The sequence below is a fragment of the Streptomyces sp. GSL17-111 genome (assembly GCF_037911585.1).
Taxonomy (GTDB): Bacteria; Actinomycetota; Actinomycetes; order Streptomycetales; family Streptomycetaceae; genus Streptomyces.
The window spans coordinates 2,219,565-2,236,387 of record NZ_JBAJNS010000001.1 but is presented as its reverse complement, the minus strand read 5'-3'; the positions used below and the strand labels follow the sequence as shown (position 1 = coordinate 2,236,387).

Sequence of the window (16,823 nt, the reverse complement as noted above, 5' to 3'; positions counted from 1 at the left end):
CCGCGCGGGCACGAGCCCGTGCGGACCCTGACACCGGTACCTGATACGGCCGGTGCAGACACCAAGGAGAAACACGATGCCGAAGCCCACCAAGGGTGCCCGTCTGGGCGGCAGCGCCGCGCACCAGAAGGCCATGCTGGGGAACCTCGCCACGGCCCTCTTCGAGCACGGCCGCATCACCACCACCGAGGCGAAGGCCCGCCGCCTGCGTCCGGTCGCGGAGCGTCTGATCACCAAGGCGAAGAAGGGCGACCTGCACAACCGTCGCCAGGTCATGCGCACGGTCCTGGACAAGTCCGTCGTGCACACCCTCTTCACCGAGATCGGCCCGCGCTACGAGAACCGCCCGGGTGGCTACACCCGGATCACCAAGATCGGCAACCGTCGCGGCGACAACGCGCCCATGGCGGTCATCGAGCTGGTGGAGGCCCTGACCGTGCAGCAGACCGCTGTCGGTGAGGCCGAGGCCGCCACGAAGCGTTCCGCGAAGGACGCCGAGGGCGAGAAGGCCGCGGACCTCAAGAAGGCCGACGACACCGAGGCCCCGGCCGAGGAGTCGGCCGAGGCCGCCGAGGAGTCCAAGGACGCCTGAGCACCACCGCCCGGTGTGCTCGCGGGCCCGCTCCCTCACCGGGGGCGGGCCCGTCCGCGTACCGGGCGGGGCTGCCGAAGGCCGGGGAGAGAGGAACGACGCGGGTGAGTGAGCGGGTGGAGCCCGGATGCGTCCGGGTACGGCTGGACCTGGGCTATGACGGCCGGGACTTCTCCGGGTGGGCCGTGCAGCGGGGCCGCCGCACGGTGCAGGGCGAGATCCAGGAGGCGCTGCGCGTCGTGACGCGCTCCGCCGAGCCGTTCGAGCTGACGGTCGCCGGGCGGACGGACGCGGGCGTGCACGCGCGCGGGCAGGTCGCCCACGTGGACCTGCCCGCCGGGCTGTGGGAGGCGCACCGCGAGCAGCTGCTGCGCCGGCTCGCCGGACGGCTGCCCCACGACGTCCGGGTGTGGCGCCTGACGCCCGCCCCGGAGCACTTCAACGCCCGCTTCTCGGCGATCTGGCGCCGGTACGCCTACCGGGTCACCGACGACCCCGGCGGCGTCGACCCGCTGCTGCGCGGCCACGTGCTGTGGCACAACTGGCCGCTCGACCTGGACGCCATGAACGCCGCCGCCGCGCACCTGCTCGGGGAGCACGACTTCGCGGCGTACTGCAAGAAGCGGGACGGCGCCACGACGATCCGCCGGCTGCTGGACCTGCGCTGGGAGCGGCGCCCGGACGGCGTCCTGGAGGCGACCGTCAGGGCGGACGCGTTCTGCCACAACATGGTGCGCTCGCTGGTGGGCGCCATGCTCTTCGTCGGTGACGGCCACCGACCCCCCACGTGGCCGGGCGAGGTCCTGGCGGCGGGCGTCCGCGACTCGGCGGTGCACGTCGTGCGGCCGCACGGGCTGACGCTGGAGGAGGTCGGCTATCCGGCCGACGACGCGCTCGCCGCGCGCAACGCCGAGGCCCGCAACCTCCGCTCGCTGCTGCCCTGCCGCTGACGGTCCCCGGGGGACGTGCGCCCCGCCGTCCGGCGCGTCAGCCGGCGGGCGGGGCGGTCGCCGCCGCGGCGGCCTGCTCCTCGCCCCTCAGGTGGATGCGGTCCTGCGCGTGGGCGGCCAGGTCGCGGCCCGCGTTGAGCGCTTTCTCCTCCTCCGGCGTGACGTTCGTGCCGTCGAGGTAGCCGGAGAGCGTGAAGTAGGTGTAGCGCCCGTAGGCGTTGGCGCTGGACCGGCAGGCCGAGTACCGGCAGAAGTCCTCGGGCACCGGGCCCGCGGTGAGGGGCGCGACGTAGGGCCGGGCGTCCTCCTTGGCCTGTACGGCGGCATCCTCCGAGGGCAGGACCGCGATGCCGACGGTGATGGCGACGCCGTCGCGGGTGAACGTCGCGCGGTGCAGTTCGGTGCAGCCGCCGTCCGTCAGGACCTTCGCGAGCTCCTCGCGGGCGGCCGAGGAGCAGTCGTCGGTGGACTTCGCCGCGACGCGCGTGAACGTGCGGCCCTCCACCTCGATCGTCTCGGCGGGGAAGAAGCTCTCCGCCGTACGCGGGGCGGTGTCCCTGTCCGGGTCGGAGATGAACTCGTACGGGTTCGGCGGCGGGGGCGCCTCGGTGAAGTCCGGCTCCGGCTGGGAGGGGCCGGAGGGCAGGTCGGCGGGGGTCGGCAGGGCGGTCGTCGGGTCGTCGGAGGTGCCGCCTCCGCCGCCCTGGACGACGGCCACGGCCACGATCGCGGCGACGGCCACCGTCGCCGCCGCGCCGCCGCCGATCAGCGCCCAGCGCCGCCGGCGCGCGCGGGACGCGGCGGCCGTGTCGGCGAGCGCGTTCCAGTCGGGAGTCCGCTGGTCCCCGGGCCCCCAGCCCGGCCCCCCTTGCCCAAAGCTCATGGCCCGCATCCTAGAGGGTGTTTCGCACGTCCCGTCCGGCTGGGAGTACGGGGAAAAGCGGTGGCCTTCCCGGCCGGTGACGTCCACAATCCGGAACCATGGGACACCTCGAAGCCGCGCACGTCGAGTACTACCTCCCGGACGGGCGGCTGCTGCTGGCCGACGCCTCGTTCCGGGTCGGCGAGGGGGCGGCCGTCGCGCTGGTCGGGGCCAACGGCGCGGGGAAGACGACGCTGCTGCGCATCCTCGCCGGTGAGGTCGAGGCGCACGGCGGCACCGTGGCGGTCACCGGCGGGCTGGGCGTGATGCCGCAGTTCGTCGGCTCGGTGCGGGACGAGCGCACGGTGCGGGACCTGCTGGTCTCCGTCGCCCCGCCCCGCGTGCGGGAGGCCGCCCGTGCCGTCGACGCGGCGGAGCTCGCGGTCATGGAGCGGGACGACGAGCCCGCGCAGCTCGCCTACGCGCAGGCCCTCAGCGACTGGGCGGAGGTCCGGGGCTACGAGGCCGAGACGCAGTGGGACATCTGCACGACGGCCGCCCTCGGCGTCCCGTACGAGAAGGCCCGGTGGCGCGAGGTGCGCACGCTCTCCGGCGGGGAGCAGAAACGTCTCGTCCTGGAGTCGCTGCTGCGCGGCCCCGACGAGGTGCTGCTGCTGGACGAGCCGGACAACTACCTCGACGTCCCCGGCAAGCGCTGGCTGGAGGAGCAGCTGCGGGAGACGCGCAAGACGGTGCTGTTCATCTCCCACGACCGCGAGCTCCTGGCCCGCTCGGCCGAGAAGATCATCAGCGTCGAGCCCGGCCCGGCCGGTTCGGACGTGTGGGTGCACGGCGGTGGCTTCGACACCTACCACCAGGCCCGGCGCGAGCGCTTCGCCCGCTTCGAGGAGCTGCGGCGGCGCTGGGACGAGAAGCACGCGCAGCTCAAGCAGCTCGTGAACACGCTCAAGAACAAGGCCGCGTTCAACAGCGACCTCGCCTCCCGGTACCAGGCGGCGCGGACGCGGCTGCGGAAGTTCGAGGAGGCGGGCCCGCCGCAGGAGCCGCCGCGCGCGCAGCGGATCACCATGCGGCTGCGCGGCGGACGCACGGGCGTGCGGGCCGTCACCTGCGAGCGGCTGGAGCTGACCGGCCTGATGCACCCCTTCGACCTGGAGGTGTTCTACGGCGAACGGGTCGCGGTGCTCGGCTCGAACGGCTCGGGGAAGTCGCACTTCCTGCGGCTGCTGGCGGACGATCCCGAGCACCCCGTCGCCCACACCGGGAGCCGGCGGCTGGGCGCGCGCGTCGTGCCGGGGCACTTCGCGCAGACGCACGCCCACCCCGAGCTCGCCGGACGGCCGCTGCGGGACATCCTGTGGACGGAGCACGCCCTGGACCGGGGTGCGGCGATGTCGGCCCTGCGCCGCTACGAGCTGGACCGCGCCTCCGAGCAGCCCTTCGACCGGTTGTCCGGCGGGCAGCAGGCCCGGTTCCAGATCCTGCTGCTGGAGCTGGGCGGGGCGACGGCGCTGCTCCTGGACGAGCCGACGGACAACCTGGACCTGGAGAGCGCCGAAGCCCTCCAGGCCGGGCTGGAGGCCTACCAGGGCACGGTGCTGGCGGTCACCCACGACCGCTGGTTCGCCCGCTCCTTCGACCGCTACCTCGTCTTCGGCGCGGACGGCCGCGTCCGGGAGTCCGCGGAGCCCGTCTGGGACGAACGCCGCGTCGCCCGCGCCCGCTGAGCCCCGTCCATGGCGGACGGGGTCGGGGGCGTGGGGTCCTGGCCCGGACGCGGACCGAGGTGAGAAGCAGGACGGAGATGCCGTTCGGGGAGCCCGTCCGGCTGCCGCTCGCCGACGGGCGGGTCGTGGAGCTCGACACCTCGGAGTTCCCCGCGCAGCGCTGAGGGCGGCCCGGTTTTGACCCGATCGGGGGGCGGCCGGTATTCTGCGAGATCGTTGTGTACCGGTCTGCCTCATTCTCACGTGAGGGGGGCCCTACACCGGCCCACCGGTAGATGACCAGCATCTGCACACGGCCCGCGTCACCGTCGTGCGGTCCAGGCTGTCGTGATCCATCTGGTGGCCCTGTCAGGACTCACTCAGAAGAAGCGAAGGCATACGACCGTGCGTACGTACAGCCCCAAGCCCGGCGACATCAAGCGCCAGTGGCACGTCATCGACGCGCAGGACGTTGTCCTGGGCCGTCTGGCCTCGCAGGCCGCAACCCTCCTCCGGGGCAAGCACAAGCCCGTGTACGCGCCGCACGTTGACGCTGGTGACTTCGTCATCATCGTCAACGCGGAGAAGGTGCACCTCTCCGGCAACAAGCGGACCCAGAAGCTGGCCTACCGCCACTCCGGGTACCCGGGCGGTCTCCGCTCCGTCCGCTACGAGGACCTGCTGGAGAACAACCCGGAGAAGGCCGTCGAGAAGGCCGTCAAGGGCATGCTCCCCAAGAACACGCTGGGCCGCCAGATGCTCTCGAAGCTGAAGGTCTACCGCGGCGCCGAGCACCCGCACGGCGCGCAGCAGCCCGTGCCGTTCGAGATCACCCAGATCAGCCAGTAATCCGGCCACTACCGGAACACAGAGAACCGAGGAGCATCGTGGCCGAGACCACCGCTGAGACCCCCGTCGTCGACACCGAGGACATCGAGCACTACAGCACCGAGACGCCCGAGGGCGTCGAGGGCGAGTACTCGACCGAGTCGCTCGCCTCCCACTTCGGCGACCCGCTGCCGGGCGCCGGCACCGGGCGCCGCAAGAACGCCATCGCCCGCGTGCGCATCGTGCCGGGCAGCGGCAAGTGGAAGATCAACGGTCGCACCCTGGAGACCTACTTCCCCAACAAGGTGCACCAGCAGGAAGTCAACGAGCCCTTCAAGGTGCTCGAGCTGGACGACCGCTACGACGTCGTCGCCCGCATCAGCGGCGGCGGCATCTCCGGTCAGGCCGGTGCGCTGCGCCTGGGCGTGGCCCGTGCCCTGAACGAGGCGGACGTGGAGAACAACCGCGGTCCGCTCAAGAAGGCCGGCTTCCTCACCCGTGACGCCCGCGCCGTCGAGCGCAAGAAGGCCGGTCTCAAGAAGGCCCGTAAGGGTACGCAGTACAGCAAGCGCTGACGCCTCGCGCGCCGCGCTCCGAACGCCCCGGCGGTACATCCGTGCCGCCGGGGCGTTCCCCTATCCGGACGTCCCGTGCGGGCCGCGCGCGGCCCGCACGGGACGTCCGCAGTTCCGGGATACGAGTGGCGTATACCGGAAAGAACCAGTGAATCCCGGTATGACGCCGCGCTTTCCTGGTCATACCCTGCACAGGGCGCCGCCTCGAATCTTCGTCGGCGGTGTCGGCTCGAGCTCTCGGAGGTACCACGGTGGGACGACTCTTCGGAACGGACGGCGTGCGCGGTGTCGCGAACGCGGATCTGACGGCCGAGATGGCGCTGGGCCTGTCCGTGGCGGCGGCCCACGTGCTGGGCGAGGCCGGTTCGTTCGAGGGGCACCGACCGGTGGCCGTGGTGGGGCGCGACCCGCGCGCCTCGGGGGAGTTCCTGGAGGCCGCCGTCGTGGCGGGGCTGGCCAGCGCGGGCGTCGACGTCCTGCGTGTCGGCGTGCTGCCCACCCCGGCCGTCGCCTACCTGACCGGGTCGCTCGGGGCGGACCTGGGGGTCATGCTCTCCGCGAGCCACAACCCCATGCCGGACAACGGGGTGAAGTTCTTCGCCCGGGGCGGCCACAAGCTCCCCGACGAGCTGGAGGACCGCATCGAGGCCACCTACCACGAGCACGCCGCCGGCGAGCCGTGGCAGCGGCCGACGGGTGCGGGCGTCGGCCGGGTCCGGGACTACGGCGAGGGCTTCGACGGCTACGTGGCGCACCTCGTGGGCGTCCTGCCCAACCGCCTGGACGGGCTGAAGGTCGTCATCGACGGCGCGCACGGCGCGGCCGCCCGGGTGTCGCCGGAGGCGTTCGCCCGCGCCGGCGCGGAGGTCGTCACCATCGGCGCCGAGCCGGACGGCCTGAACATCAACGCCGAGTGCGGCTCCACCCACCTGGAGGGCCTGCGCGCGGCCGTCGTCGAGCACGGCGCGGACCTGGGCGTCGCGCACGACGGCGACGCCGACCGCTGCCTGGCGGTGGACGCGCGGGGCGCGGAGGTCGACGGCGACCAGATCCTCGCCGTCCTGGCCCTCGGCATGCGGGAGGCCGGCACGCTGCGCGGCGACACCGTGGTGGCGACCGTCATGTCCAACCTGGGCTTCAAGCTGGCCATGGAGCGTGAGGGGCTCACCCTCGTGCAGACGGCCGTGGGCGACCGGTACGTGCTGGAGGAGCTCAAGCGCGGCGGGTTCTCCCTGGGCGGCGAGCAGTCGGGGCACGTCATCGCCCTCGACCACGCCACGACGGGCGACGGCACGCTGACCGGTCTGCTGCTGGCCGCCCGCGTCGCCGCGACGGGCAGGACGCTCGCCGAGCTGGTGGGCGTCATGGAGCGGCTGCCGCAGGTGCTGATCAACGTGCCGAACGTCGACAAGTCGCGGGTGGCGACCTCGGCGGAGCTGGGCGCGGCCGTCACGGACGCGGAGCGCGAGCTGGGCGCGACCGGACGCGTGCTGCTGCGGCCCTCCGGTACCGAGCCGCTGGTGCGGGTGATGGTGGAGGCCGCGGACATCGAGCAGGCCCACGCCGTCGCCGGGCGGCTGGCCGACGCCGTCAAGTCCGCCCTGGGCTGACCCGCGCGCCCCTGCCCGGAGCGGGGGCGGGAGTTGGGGCGGCGGGGGCCCGGGGACGTCAGAGCTTGCGCAGCGAGAGGCGCTGGACCGTGTGGTCGGCGCCCTTGCGCAGCACCAGGTTGGCCCGGCCGCGCGTCGGCACGATGTTCTCCCTGAGGTTCGGGCAGTTGATGTCGCGCCAGGTGCCGCGCGCGTAGTCCAGCGCCTCCTCCTCCGAGACCTGGGTGTACTTGCGGAAGTAGGAGAAGGGGTTCTGGAACGCCGTGCGCCGCAGCTTGCGGAAACGTTCCAGGTACCAGCGCTCGATGTCCTCCAGCCGCGCGTCGACGTAGACGGAGAAGTCGAAGTAGTCCGCGACGGCGACGCGCGTGCGGCCGTCCGTGCCCGGCAGCGCGGGCTGGAGCACGTTCAACCCCTCGACGATGAGGATGTCGGGGCGGCGCACGGTGAGTCGCTCGCCGGGCACGATGTCGTAGATCAGGTGCGAGTAGACGGGGGCGGTGACCTCCTCGCGGCCCGCCTTGACGTCCGCCACGAAGCGGGTGAGGGCGCGGCGGTCGTAGGACTCGGGGAAGCCCTTGCGCGACATCAGCCCGCGCCGGTGCAGCTCGGCGTTGGGCAGGAGGAAGCCGTCGGTCGTCACGAGCTCCACGCGCGGGTGCTCGGGCCAGCGGGCCAGCAGCGCCCGGAGGAGCCGCGCCGTCGTGGACTTGCCGACGGCGACGCTCCCGGCCACGCCGATGACGAACGGGGTGCCCGGCTGGGCGCCCTCGCCGAGGAAGGTGTTCAGCGCGCCGCGCAGCCCGTGCGTGGCCCCGACGTAGAGGTTCAGCAGCCGGGAGAGCGGGAGGTAGATGTCGCGGACCTCGTCGAGGTCGACGACGTCGCCGAGGCCGCGCAGCCGCTCGACCTCCTCGGCCGTCAGGGGCAGCGGCGTCCGCTCCCGCAGCGCGCTCCACTCGGCGCGGCTGAGGTCCACGTACGGGGTGACGTCGGCGCGGCGCCGTCCCGGGGACGGCGGCGGGAGCGGGGGCTCCCCGGGCCGGAGGGCGGCGGAGGGCTCGGACGGGCCAGGTGAGCGGGGCACGCGCCCATTGTGCGCCCGCCCGGCGCGGACGCTCATCCGGGGGCGCCCCCGGCCGCCCACGCGCCCCCTTGCGATGCCGGACGCCCGCGCCGGGACCGTGCGGCGCGGCCGGAGGTTCCCCGGCGCCCTCACGGGCACGCCGCACGGCACCACGTAGGCTGCCGTGCCATGTGCGGCATCGTGGGTTATGTGGGAGGGCGGTCCGCCCTCGACGTGGTCATCGCAGGACTGAAGCGGCTGGAGTACCGGGGCTACGACTCGGCCGGGGTGGCCGTGCTGGCCGACGGCGGGCTCGCCTCGGCGCGCAAGGCGGGCAAGCTCGCCAACCTCGGCAAGGTGCTCGACGAGCGTCCGCTGCCCTCGGGCACCACCGGCATCGGGCACACCCGCTGGGCCACCCACGGCGGCCCCACCGACGGCAACGCCCACCCGCACCTGGACAACGCCGGACGCGTCGCCGTCGTCCACAACGGCATCATCGAGAACTTCGCCGTCCTGCGCGCCGAGCTGACCGAGCGCGGCCACGACCTGACCTCCGAGACGGACACCGAGGTCGTCGCCCACCTGCTGGCCGAGGCGTTCTCCTCCTGTGGCGACCTGCCCGAGGCCATGCGCCAGGTGTGCCGGCGGCTGGAGGGGGCGTTCACGCTCGTCGCCGTGCACGCGGACGAGCCGGACACCGTCGTCGGCGCGCGGCGCAACTCGCCGTTGGTCGTGGGGGTCGGGGAGGAGGAGGCGTTCCTCGCGTCCGACGTCGCGGCGTTCATCGAGCACACCCGCGAGGCGATCGAGCTGGGCCAGGACCAGGTCGTCGCGCTCACCCGGGAGTCCGTGACCGTCACCGACTTCGACGGCGCGCCCGCCGAGGTGCGGCACTACCACGTCGACTGGGACGCGTCCGCCGCCGAGAAGGACGGCTACGACTACTTCATGCTCAAGGAGATCGCCGAGCAGCCGAAGGCCGTCGCCGACACGCTGCTGGGCCGCATCGACGCCCAGGGCGCCCTGCACCTGGACGAGGTCCGCATCCCCGCCTCCGTGCTGCGCGAGATCACCAAGGTCGTCGTCGTGGCCTGCGGCACCGCCTACCACGCGGGCATGATCGCCAAGTACGCCATCGAGCACTGGACGCGCATCCCCTGCGAGACGGAGCTGGCCAGCGAGTTCCGCTACCGGGACCCGATCCTGGACCAGCGCACCCTCGTCATCGCCATCTCGCAGTCCGGCGAGACCATGGACACCCTCATGGCGCTGCGGCACGCCCGCGAGCAGGGCGCCAAGGTGCTGGCCATCTGCAACACCAACGGCTCCACCATCCCCCGCGAGTCCGACGCCGTGCTCTACACGCACGCGGGCCCCGAGGTCGCCGTCGCCTCGACCAAGGCGTTCCTCACCCAGCTCGTGGCCTGCTACCTCGTCGCGCTCTACCTCGGCCAGGTACGCGGTACGAAGTGGGGCGACGAGATCAACTCCGTCGTCGGCGAGCTGGCGCACATCGGCACCGAGGTCGACACGGTGCTCGGGACGATGGAGCCGGTGCGCGAGCTGGCCCGCTCCCTGGCCGACAAGAACACCGTGCTCTTCCTCGGCCGGCACGTCGGCTTCCCCGTGGCCCTGGAGGGCGCGCTCAAGCTCAAGGAGCTGGCGTACATGCACGCCGAGGGCTTCGCGGCCGGGGAGCTCAAGCACGGCCCGATCGCGCTGATCGAGCAGGACCTGCCGGTCGTCGTCGTGGTGCCCTCGCCGCGCGGCCGCTCCGTGCTGCACGACAAGATCGTCTCCAACATCCAGGAGATCCGGGCCCGGGGCGCGCGCACCATCGTCGTCGCCGAGGAGGGCGACGAGGCCGTGGTGCCGTACGCCGACCACCTCATCCGCGTCCCCGTCACGCCGACGCTCCTCCAGCCGCTGGTCGCGACGGTCCCGCTCCAGGTCTTCGCGTGCGAGCTGGCCACGGCCCGGGGCAACGAGGTCGACCAGCCCCGCAACCTCGCCAAGTCCGTGACGGTGGAGTGAGCGCACCGTGATCGTGGGGGTGGGGATCGACGTCGCCGAGATCGACCGCTTCGCGCAGTCGCTGGAGCGGACCCCGGCGCTGGCGGAGCGGCTGTTCCTCCCCGCTGAGCAGTTCCTGCCCAGCGGGGAGCGGCGCGGGGTGGCCTCCCTGGCCGCCCGGTTCGCGGCGAAGGAGGCGCTGGCCAAGGCACTGGGCGCGCCCCGGGGGCTGCGCTGGACGGACGCGGAGGTGCGGACGGCCGACACCGGCGCGCCGTCCCTGGTCGTGCGGGGCACGGTCGCGGACCGCGCCGCGCTGCTCGGCGTGCGGCGCTGGCACGTCTCGCTCAGCCACGACGCGGGCGTGGCCTCGGCCGTCGTCATCGCCGAGGCGTAGCCGCCCGGCGCTGGGTGACCGTGTGCCGGGGCGGGGGATCTCCTGACCTTGTCCGTCCGAAACCGGGGCTCGGCGGCTCCGCCCCTGGCTCTCGGCTCTCACGCCGCGCGGGTGCGCCAGTTCAGATCACCAGCGGTGCCTCCGACCACCGGCGGACCCGGTAGGGGGCCCACCACAGGTGGTCGCCGAGACGAAGGACGAGGGACTCGCCCATGAGGTCGTCAAGGACCGGTCCCGGGATCGCGTCGGCACGGGCGCCGTCGACGAGGGCGTCGATGGCCTGGTGGTACTCCGGCTCGTCGATGGTGAAGCGGCGCAGTTCCCCGTAGCGCCGGTCGCGCACCTGCACGAAACCGGGACCGTACCGGAAGACGCACTTGCAGATGTAGTAGGCGCCCCGCCACGCCAGCGCCGTCGCGACCGGGTCGGCGGTGCCGAGGACGGCGGTCGGCGGGTGGAGATGGCCGTAGTGGCGCCAGGCTTCGGGGTCCCGGCCGGTGTGGAGCTGCCAGTCGACCGCGATGGCCAGACTGGACAGATCGCCCACGAGGCTCAGCGCCCGGACCGACCAAGCCGCGTCGGCGGGGTCCGTCACGTCGACCGGGCGGGGAAGCGTGACGTGCCGGGCCCCGGCGGCGAAGAGCCGACGGGCCGCCTCGCCTCCGGGCATGTCGATCTCGTAACTGCCCAGGGACATGCCGGGAAGCGCGCTCACCTCCGGTTCGTAGTCCCGTGAGGCGGTCACGGTAAAGGGTGCGGGGCCGGTGAGTGCTGGAGTCATCGTCGTCTCTCCGTGGTGCGGTCGTCGGCGGTGGTCAGGCGGACGTCGCGGTGAGCTCGGTGTCACCGGCGGAGGTGTGCCGCATGAAGTCGATGCGGAGGAACTCCTCGTTGAGCGCGGGCGGCGCGATCTGCACGAACTGCCCGCTGTCCTCGAAGACCACCCCGAGCCCACGCCACCGCGCCAGAATCTGCCGCAGAGCCTCTTCGCCCATCTGGTGGCCGGGGTGCAGTTTGCGAGCGGCGGCCCTCACCGTGTGCGGCTGGTCGAGTAGCCGGAACAGGGCCAGTTCGAAGGGGTCCGTCAGCTCCAGGTGGGTCCAGTCGAAGGCCGGCCGCTTGCTGACCAGGACGATCCGGTCCTCCAGATCGCAGTGGGTGAGGCGGCTGCCGGCGTAGTTGCGCTTCCAGCGCGCGATGGCCTCGTCGAGGCGGCGGACGACGTCCTCGCCGATCCCGCGCGGCGGCACATCGAAGACGTACGCCAGGTCGAACATCTCGGCGTCGGGGAGGTCGTAGGTCAACCGGTACGGTTCGGCGGGCCGCAGTTCGGAGAATCCGAGCCCGGGGTCGTTGAAGTACGGGCTGAAGCGCTCGATCGCGATCCGGGAGGATGGGCCGACCGGCGGATTGAGGTGCTCCAGCGCACTCAGTTGCGCCACCACGTCGTCGTAGTCCTCGGAGTCCTCGCCGGGGAACCCGTGCAGGTAGTTCCAGGCCACCGAGAGGCCCACGGTGGCGGCGTCGCGGAGCATCCGTACGTTCTGGCAGCCGGTCACACCCTTGTCCATCAGTGTCAGCACCCGGCTGTTGAGGCTCTCGATGCCGGGCTGGACGAAGATCAGGCCCGCGTCGGCGAGTGTCTGGAGCTGACCCTGCCGCATGTTCGCCTTGATCTCGATGTGCATGCGCAGGTCGAACCCGCTGTCGATGATGCGCGGCAGCACGGTCTTCACGTAGCCCATGTCCAGAATGTTGTCGACGACGTACATGTCAAGAATCCGGTGTTTGCGGGCCAGTTCGATGATCTCGTCGTAGAACACGTCCGGGCTCTTGCTGCGGAACTGCATGAACGAACCGTTCAACCCGCAGAAGGTGCAGTGGTGCTTCTCACCCCACCAGCAGCCCCGCGCGCCCTCAACCACCAGTTTGGGTTCCACCCAGTGCCGTGCGTGGGAGGAAGCGAGTCGCTCGAAGTACCCGGAGTAGTCCGGCGGCAGGATCGAAGCGGGTGGCAGCGGTTTGGAGCTCATGGCGTTGACCGCACGGGAGCCGTCCGTGCCGCGCCAGCACAGCCCCGGCACATCCGACAGCGGTTCGTCGGCCTCCAGCGCGTTGAGCAGCGCGGGGAAAGACACTTCGCCCTCGCCGCGCAGGACGTAGTCGACGAAGGGGAAGTTGCGGTGGACGGCCTCGCCCTGCTTGCCGTCGCAGTTGGCGCCCCCCATGGCCGTCGCGATGTGCGATGCGAGGCGCTTGACGTACTTGGCTGCGGCCAGAGCGGCGGTGTTCTGCTGAAAGGTCGACGTGAAACCCACGACGTCCGGCGCCAGCTCCACGATGCGCTCGGCTATGTGCCGGACGAAATCGGGTGCGGTCACGTGCAGTGCCTTCGTCATTTCCATCCGGGGCCCGCGCACCCGGCTGCTCATCGCCTCGGTGAATTCGGGAACCCGCCACTGGGGGTCGTCGTAGAGGGCGGAGGAGAAAACCCAGTCACCGCATCCCAGGAAATAGGATCCCAGCGCGTAGTAGGAGTAGTCCTCCAGCGAGAACTCCGTTGACTTGGTGACCCAGTCCACATACTCGATATTGGCGTGGAGAATGTCCGCTGTTCCGTTCGTGACGCGCTCATCGACACTGCGTTTCAGAATTCCGAGGGCCAGCGACGGGAGATCGATCGGGGCCCAGGGCATGTTCACCAGGAGTACGCGCATGGCTGGCCTCTTCTCAGGTGATCCGTGCACGGATTCAGTCATCTGTCAGGCGTCCGGTCCGGCCGGCGGAGCCGTCAGGCCCGGGAAGGGACACCGTGTCGGCGATCCGGTGGGGGCCGGAGGGCGAGGCGGGGCCGGCCCCGCATGGAGTGCGAGGCCGGCATCTCGTGCTACTTGCCCTCGTCCTCCATCTCCTCCGCGGAGCGGAGGTAGACGACGACGCCGACGCCGGGTTTGCGGCTCTCCTCGTCGCCGTCGAGCGGGTCCCCGTGGATGATGTCCTTCTGCATGATGTTCACCTCCTCTCCGGCTGCTGGGGCGGCTCGGCCCGTACGGATGCCGTGGGCAGCCCGCGGCCGAGAAAACTGAGGGTCCGTCTGATCACGGCCAGGTGGTCCGCGCCGTCGTAGCCGTCATGGCCGGAGTCCAGCCACATCAGCTCGTGGGCCACCCCGCCCGCGCGCAGCACGTCCAGGTATGCCGCGATCTGCTCCGGCGGGCACTTGACGTCCCACCGCGCGGCGACGACCAGGAGCGGGGAGCAGATGGCGGTCGCGTAGGAGGACGGGGACGCATGGGCGTAGGCGTCGGGCACCTGGTCCGGCGTGCCTCCGAACAGTGCGGTGTCCAGCACCTGGAGTTCGGGAGTGGAGTGCCAGAAGGCCGTGGCGCAGTCGGCCAGCGGCTTGACGGCGACTCCGGCGTCCCACAGATCCGGTCGGGTCCCCATGGCCAGCAGCGTCAGATACCCGCCCCACGAGGTGCCGCACAGGCCCACGGCACCCTCACGGCCGATGCCTCGCTCAAGCAGCTCGGCACGGGCCCGCACCAGATCGGCCACCTGCGTGTGTCCGACGCCCTCGGAGTAGGCGGAGCGCCAACGCGGTCCGTAGCCCGTCGAACCCCGGTAGTTGACGCGGGCGACGGCGTAGCCCGAGCTGACGAGGGCCTGCACCATGGGGTCGTAGGCGTCGCGGTCGTGGTCGGCCGGGCCGCCGTGGACGAGCAGGACCAGTGGGTAGGGTGCGGGGCGGTCGGAGGGTGTGGTGACGAAGGTGTGCACCGGACCATCCGGCCCGGGTGTCCACAGGTCCTGGCGGTGGCCGAACCGGGGGAGACGCCACCGGCTCTGCCCTGGCAGCGGCCTACCCGACAGGGACAACGCCTGCGGCACGGTCACCGCATCGGTCCAGATGAAATGCACGTCACCGTCGGCAGCGGGGGACGCGTCCAGGATGCTGCCCTCCGGGGTCGGTATCCGGGTCAGCCGGTGTCGGTCCAGTTCGGCGGTGAACAGCTGACTGCGCCCGTGCCGGTCCTGCCGCAGCAGAATCCGGGTGTCTCCCGGGCCGGGATACCAGCGGGCGGTCGTCTCGGTGTCGAACGAGCACCAGGGCAGCAACTCCAGGCCGCGCCCGGATGACCAGGTGCCGAGGTGGTAGCGGCCGGCCCGCTCGCGCATCACCAGGAGCAGAGGTCGACCGGGCACCGGTGTGGAACCGGAGGACGGCGCCGGATCGGGCAGCGGGTGGAGTGCGGGCGCGAAGCCTAGGGCCCAGGTACGTTCCCTAACCCCGGAGAGCACGGCGACGGTGGTGCCGTCCGGGGTCAGCAGCGTCACGGCATGCGCGGAGTGTGCCGGCCCGGACACCGCCAGCAGCCCGCCGTCTGGTGCCAGGTCACATAGCGTGCCGGAGCCTGTGGTGCGCAGAACCGGAGTACCGGCGCCACCGCGCCGCCCCAGATGGACGCTGAGCCCTTCGGGGCTCCGGACGCCGACGGCCACCGTGCCCCCGGCAGCCAGTGCCAACCCGGCGGGCCGTCCTTGCGGCACGCCGGCAAGTGCCGGGTGGTCCGGGCCGCCGTTGAAGGCCTGGGTGCGCCAGCAGCCGCTGCCATCGCGGTCCTCGTCGAACCACCAGACGGCCTCCTCGCCGTCGATGGCGCACAGCAGCGTGCCGTGCGGACGGTCTGTGACCTGCCGTCCGACGCCGCTGGAGCGGTCCCACGTGAAGATTTCGCACCGGCCGTCGGCGTCCCCGGTGTACACCATCCGGTCCGGATGCCGGGGGCTGGTCACCGGCAGGACCGGCCGGTAGACGCCGTAGGCCCGCGTGGCCGCCCTCGGCGCGGCCGGCGTCACGGCGTCCCTCCCGTCACGAGCCGGGCTCTGATGGTCGCGTACAACGCCAGCCCGGCGAACGCGCCCGCACAGCCCAAGGCCACCGACCGGCCGCCGTACGCGCTCACGAAGACCCCCGCCGCCACCGGCGCGAGCACAGCGACTCCCTGGCCGGCGGTGCCCAGAACGGTTCCCATCCGGGCCAGCAGCCGGTCCGGAGTGACCAGCACCGCTCGGGTCTGCAGAACGACGACGACGGAGGGCACGATCAGCGACACGCAGCTCAGCATCAGCCCGTAGAACCAGATCTCGGAAGCGAACGCGAGACCGGTCGCCGTCGGCACCATGGCCCACGACGCGCCGGTCACGATCCACCCGGCCGGAATCCGCCGCACCAGCCACGGTGCGGCGAGTGCGCCCAGCAGCCCACCGACGCCGGCCAGGGTCAGGATGAGCCCGATCGAGGAGGGGCTGGCGCCTTGGGCGTGGGAGGCGACCACGGCGTGGAAGTACAGCGCGCCGAGCAGCGCGTTGATCCCGGCGGTCCACATCATCACGAAGCGCAGGAAGGGTTCGGCCCACACGAAGCGCAGTCCCTCGGTGAGGTCACGAACGAACGATGCGGCAGGCCCCTCCCGCACGGGCGTCAGGTCCGTGCGGATCGCCCTGCTCAGCACCGCCACCAGCAGGAACGACACCGTGTCCGCGAGCAGCGGCACCCAGCGTGCCAACTGGTACAGCACGCCGCCCACCGTGGGCCCGACGATCTGCACAGCCTGGTCCCGCGCCTGCAGGTATCCGATCGCCCGGGTGTACTCGCCGGACGGCACCAGTCGCCGGATCGTCCCGGAGGCGGCCGCCCCGTAGGTGGCACTGGCCGCCTGTTCGATCACGGCCGCGACGAGTACGTGGGCGAGGACGACGTGGCCGAGGGCCACGGCCACGAACACCGATCCCATGGCGCCCGCCGCGACGATGGCCGCCGTGTACATCATCGGCTTGCGCGGCCACCGGTCGGCGAGTACGCCCGCCGCGGGCGAGACCACCAGCCCGCTGACCAGAGCCACCGACGTCACGAGGCCGACGAGGCCGGCCGGATGTCCAGCACCGAGCAGAATGAGGGGCAGGACGAGGGAGGAGGCGTGGGTGCCGAGACCATCGACGGCACCCGCCGTCCAGAAGAGAAAGAAATCTCGTTTGCGGAACGGGGACGAGGACTGGCTGTCGGGTAAGCCAGGGCTCGAAGGTCTTAACTTCTCTTCGGCTGCGTCCATCAAGAATTGCACCGGGAGAGTATTGCCGACACGAACGCACCCACAATGGCCCCTGCATTAGTCGGACGTTTTCCCATCGAGGACCGC

General features: G+C 72.0%; 14 protein-coding genes. 8 read left to right on the top strand and 6 right to left on the bottom strand.

Annotated elements, in window-relative coordinates; genetic code table 11:
• Positions 1 to 76 precede the first annotated feature (76 nt).
• Both rplQ and truA read left to right on the top strand, forming a co-directional pair.
• Positions 77 to 592 (top strand): 50S ribosomal protein L17, encoded by a 516-nt coding sequence (rplQ, locus tag V6D49_RS09610; protein WP_340558818.1) that lies wholly within the window; start codon positions 77 to 79, stop codon positions 590 to 592.
• Between the two features lie 104 nt (positions 593 to 696).
• On the top strand, positions 697 to 1,542 hold the full coding sequence (truA, locus tag V6D49_RS09605) for a tRNA pseudouridine(38-40) synthase TruA (protein ID WP_340558816.1): 846 nt from the start codon (positions 697 to 699) through the stop codon (positions 1,540 to 1,542).
• Positions 1,543 to 1,579: 37 nt separating this feature from the next.
• Here the strand turns inward: truA and V6D49_RS09600 are convergent, their stop codons facing one another.
• A complete protein-coding gene (locus V6D49_RS09600; protein WP_340558814.1) occupies positions 1,580 to 2,425 on the bottom strand; it encodes a hypothetical protein in 846 nt (281 codons plus the stop codon).
• Between the two features lie 98 nt (positions 2,426 to 2,523).
• On the opposite strand from V6D49_RS09600, the gene V6D49_RS09595 reads away from it, so the two are divergent.
• The 4 genes from V6D49_RS09595 to glmM all read left to right on the top strand — a co-directional run bounded on the left by V6D49_RS09595 (position 2,524) and on the right by glmM (position 7,144).
• A complete protein-coding gene (locus tag V6D49_RS09595; protein WP_340558813.1) occupies positions 2,524 to 4,152 on the top strand; it encodes an ABC-F family ATP-binding cassette domain-containing protein in 1,629 nt (542 codons plus the stop codon).
• 384 nt (positions 4,153 to 4,536) lie between these two features.
• On the top strand, positions 4,537 to 4,980 hold the full coding sequence (gene rplM / locus V6D49_RS09590) for a 50S ribosomal protein L13 (RefSeq protein WP_340558810.1): 444 nt from the start codon (positions 4,537 to 4,539) through the stop codon (positions 4,978 to 4,980).
• A gap of 38 nt (positions 4,981 to 5,018) precedes the next feature.
• A complete protein-coding gene (gene rpsI / locus V6D49_RS09585; protein WP_340558809.1) occupies positions 5,019 to 5,534 on the top strand; it encodes a 30S ribosomal protein S9 in 516 nt (171 codons plus the stop codon).
• A gap of 251 nt (positions 5,535 to 5,785) precedes the next feature.
• On the top strand, positions 5,786 to 7,144 hold the full coding sequence (glmM, locus tag V6D49_RS09580; RefSeq protein WP_340558807.1) for a phosphoglucosamine mutase: 1,359 nt from the start codon (positions 5,786 to 5,788) through the stop codon (positions 7,142 to 7,144).
• A gap of 58 nt (positions 7,145 to 7,202) precedes the next feature.
• Here glmM and coaA read toward each other — a convergent pair whose 3' ends face one another.
• Positions 7,203 to 8,123 (bottom strand): type I pantothenate kinase, encoded by a 921-nt coding sequence (coaA, locus tag V6D49_RS09575; protein WP_340563840.1) that lies wholly within the window; start codon positions 8,121 to 8,123, stop codon positions 7,203 to 7,205.
• Positions 8,124 to 8,399: 276 nt separating this feature from the next.
• On the opposite strand from coaA, the gene glmS reads away from it, so the two are divergent.
• Together glmS and V6D49_RS09565 are read left to right on the top strand one after the other, a co-directional pair.
• Positions 8,400 to 10,247 (top strand): glutamine--fructose-6-phosphate transaminase (isomerizing), encoded by a 1,848-nt coding sequence (glmS, locus tag V6D49_RS09570; protein ID WP_340558805.1) that lies wholly within the window; start codon positions 8,400 to 8,402, stop codon positions 10,245 to 10,247.
• Positions 10,248 to 10,254: 7 nt separating this feature from the next.
• Positions 10,255 to 10,623, top strand: coding sequence for a holo-ACP synthase (locus tag V6D49_RS09565; protein WP_340558803.1), 369 nt, complete (start codon positions 10,255 to 10,257; stop codon positions 10,621 to 10,623).
• Positions 10,624 to 10,744: 121 nt separating this feature from the next.
• On the opposite strand, the gene V6D49_RS09560 is transcribed toward V6D49_RS09565, so the two are convergent.
• The 4 genes from V6D49_RS09560 to V6D49_RS09545 all read right to left on the bottom strand — a co-directional run bounded on the left by V6D49_RS09560 (position 10,745) and on the right by V6D49_RS09545 (position 16,736).
• Complete coding sequence (locus V6D49_RS09560; RefSeq protein ID WP_340558802.1) at positions 10,745 to 11,338, bottom strand: DUF5825 family protein; 594 nt, start codon at positions 11,336 to 11,338, stop codon at positions 10,745 to 10,747.
• 100 nt (positions 11,339 to 11,438) lie between these two features.
• Positions 11,439 to 13,340: a RiPP maturation radical SAM C-methyltransferase gene (locus V6D49_RS09555; RefSeq protein WP_340558799.1), complete on the bottom strand. Its 1,902-nt coding sequence runs from the start codon at positions 13,338 to 13,340 to the stop codon at positions 11,439 to 11,441.
• Positions 13,341 to 13,635: 295 nt separating this feature from the next.
• Positions 13,636 to 15,483, bottom strand: coding sequence for an alpha/beta hydrolase family protein (locus V6D49_RS09550; RefSeq protein WP_340558797.1), 1,848 nt, complete (start codon positions 15,481 to 15,483; stop codon positions 13,636 to 13,638).
• The gene (locus tag V6D49_RS09545; RefSeq protein ID WP_340558796.1) at positions 15,480 to 16,736 is read right to left on the bottom strand and encodes an MFS transporter; all 1,257 of its coding nucleotides are present in this window, start codon (positions 16,734 to 16,736) and stop codon (positions 15,480 to 15,482) included. Before V6D49_RS09545 ends, V6D49_RS09550 begins: the two co-directional genes overlap by 4 nt.
• Positions 16,737 to 16,823: the final 87 nt, after the last annotated feature.

Bases quoted from the DNA above. Each gene is read 5' to 3' on its own strand.
- rplQ (WP_340558818.1), top strand. From the start codon at position 77: ATGCCGAAGCCCACCAAGGGTGCCCGTCTGGGCGGCAGCGCCGCGCAC.
- V6D49_RS09600 (WP_340558814.1), bottom strand. From the start codon at position 2,425: ATGAGCTTTGGGCAAGGGGGGCCGGGCTGGGGGCCCGGGGACCAGCGG.
- V6D49_RS09595 (WP_340558813.1), top strand. From the start codon at position 2,524: ATGGGACACCTCGAAGCCGCGCACGTCGAGTACTACCTCCCGGACGGG.
- glmS (WP_340558805.1), top strand. From the start codon at position 8,400: ATGTGCGGCATCGTGGGTTATGTGGGAGGGCGGTCCGCCCTCGACGTG.
- V6D49_RS09555 (WP_340558799.1), bottom strand. From the start codon at position 13,340: ATGCGCGTACTCCTGGTGAACATGCCCTGGGCCCCGATCGATCTCCCG.
- V6D49_RS09545 (WP_340558796.1), bottom strand. From the start codon at position 16,736: ATGGACGCAGCCGAAGAGAAGTTAAGACCTTCGAGCCCTGGCTTACCC.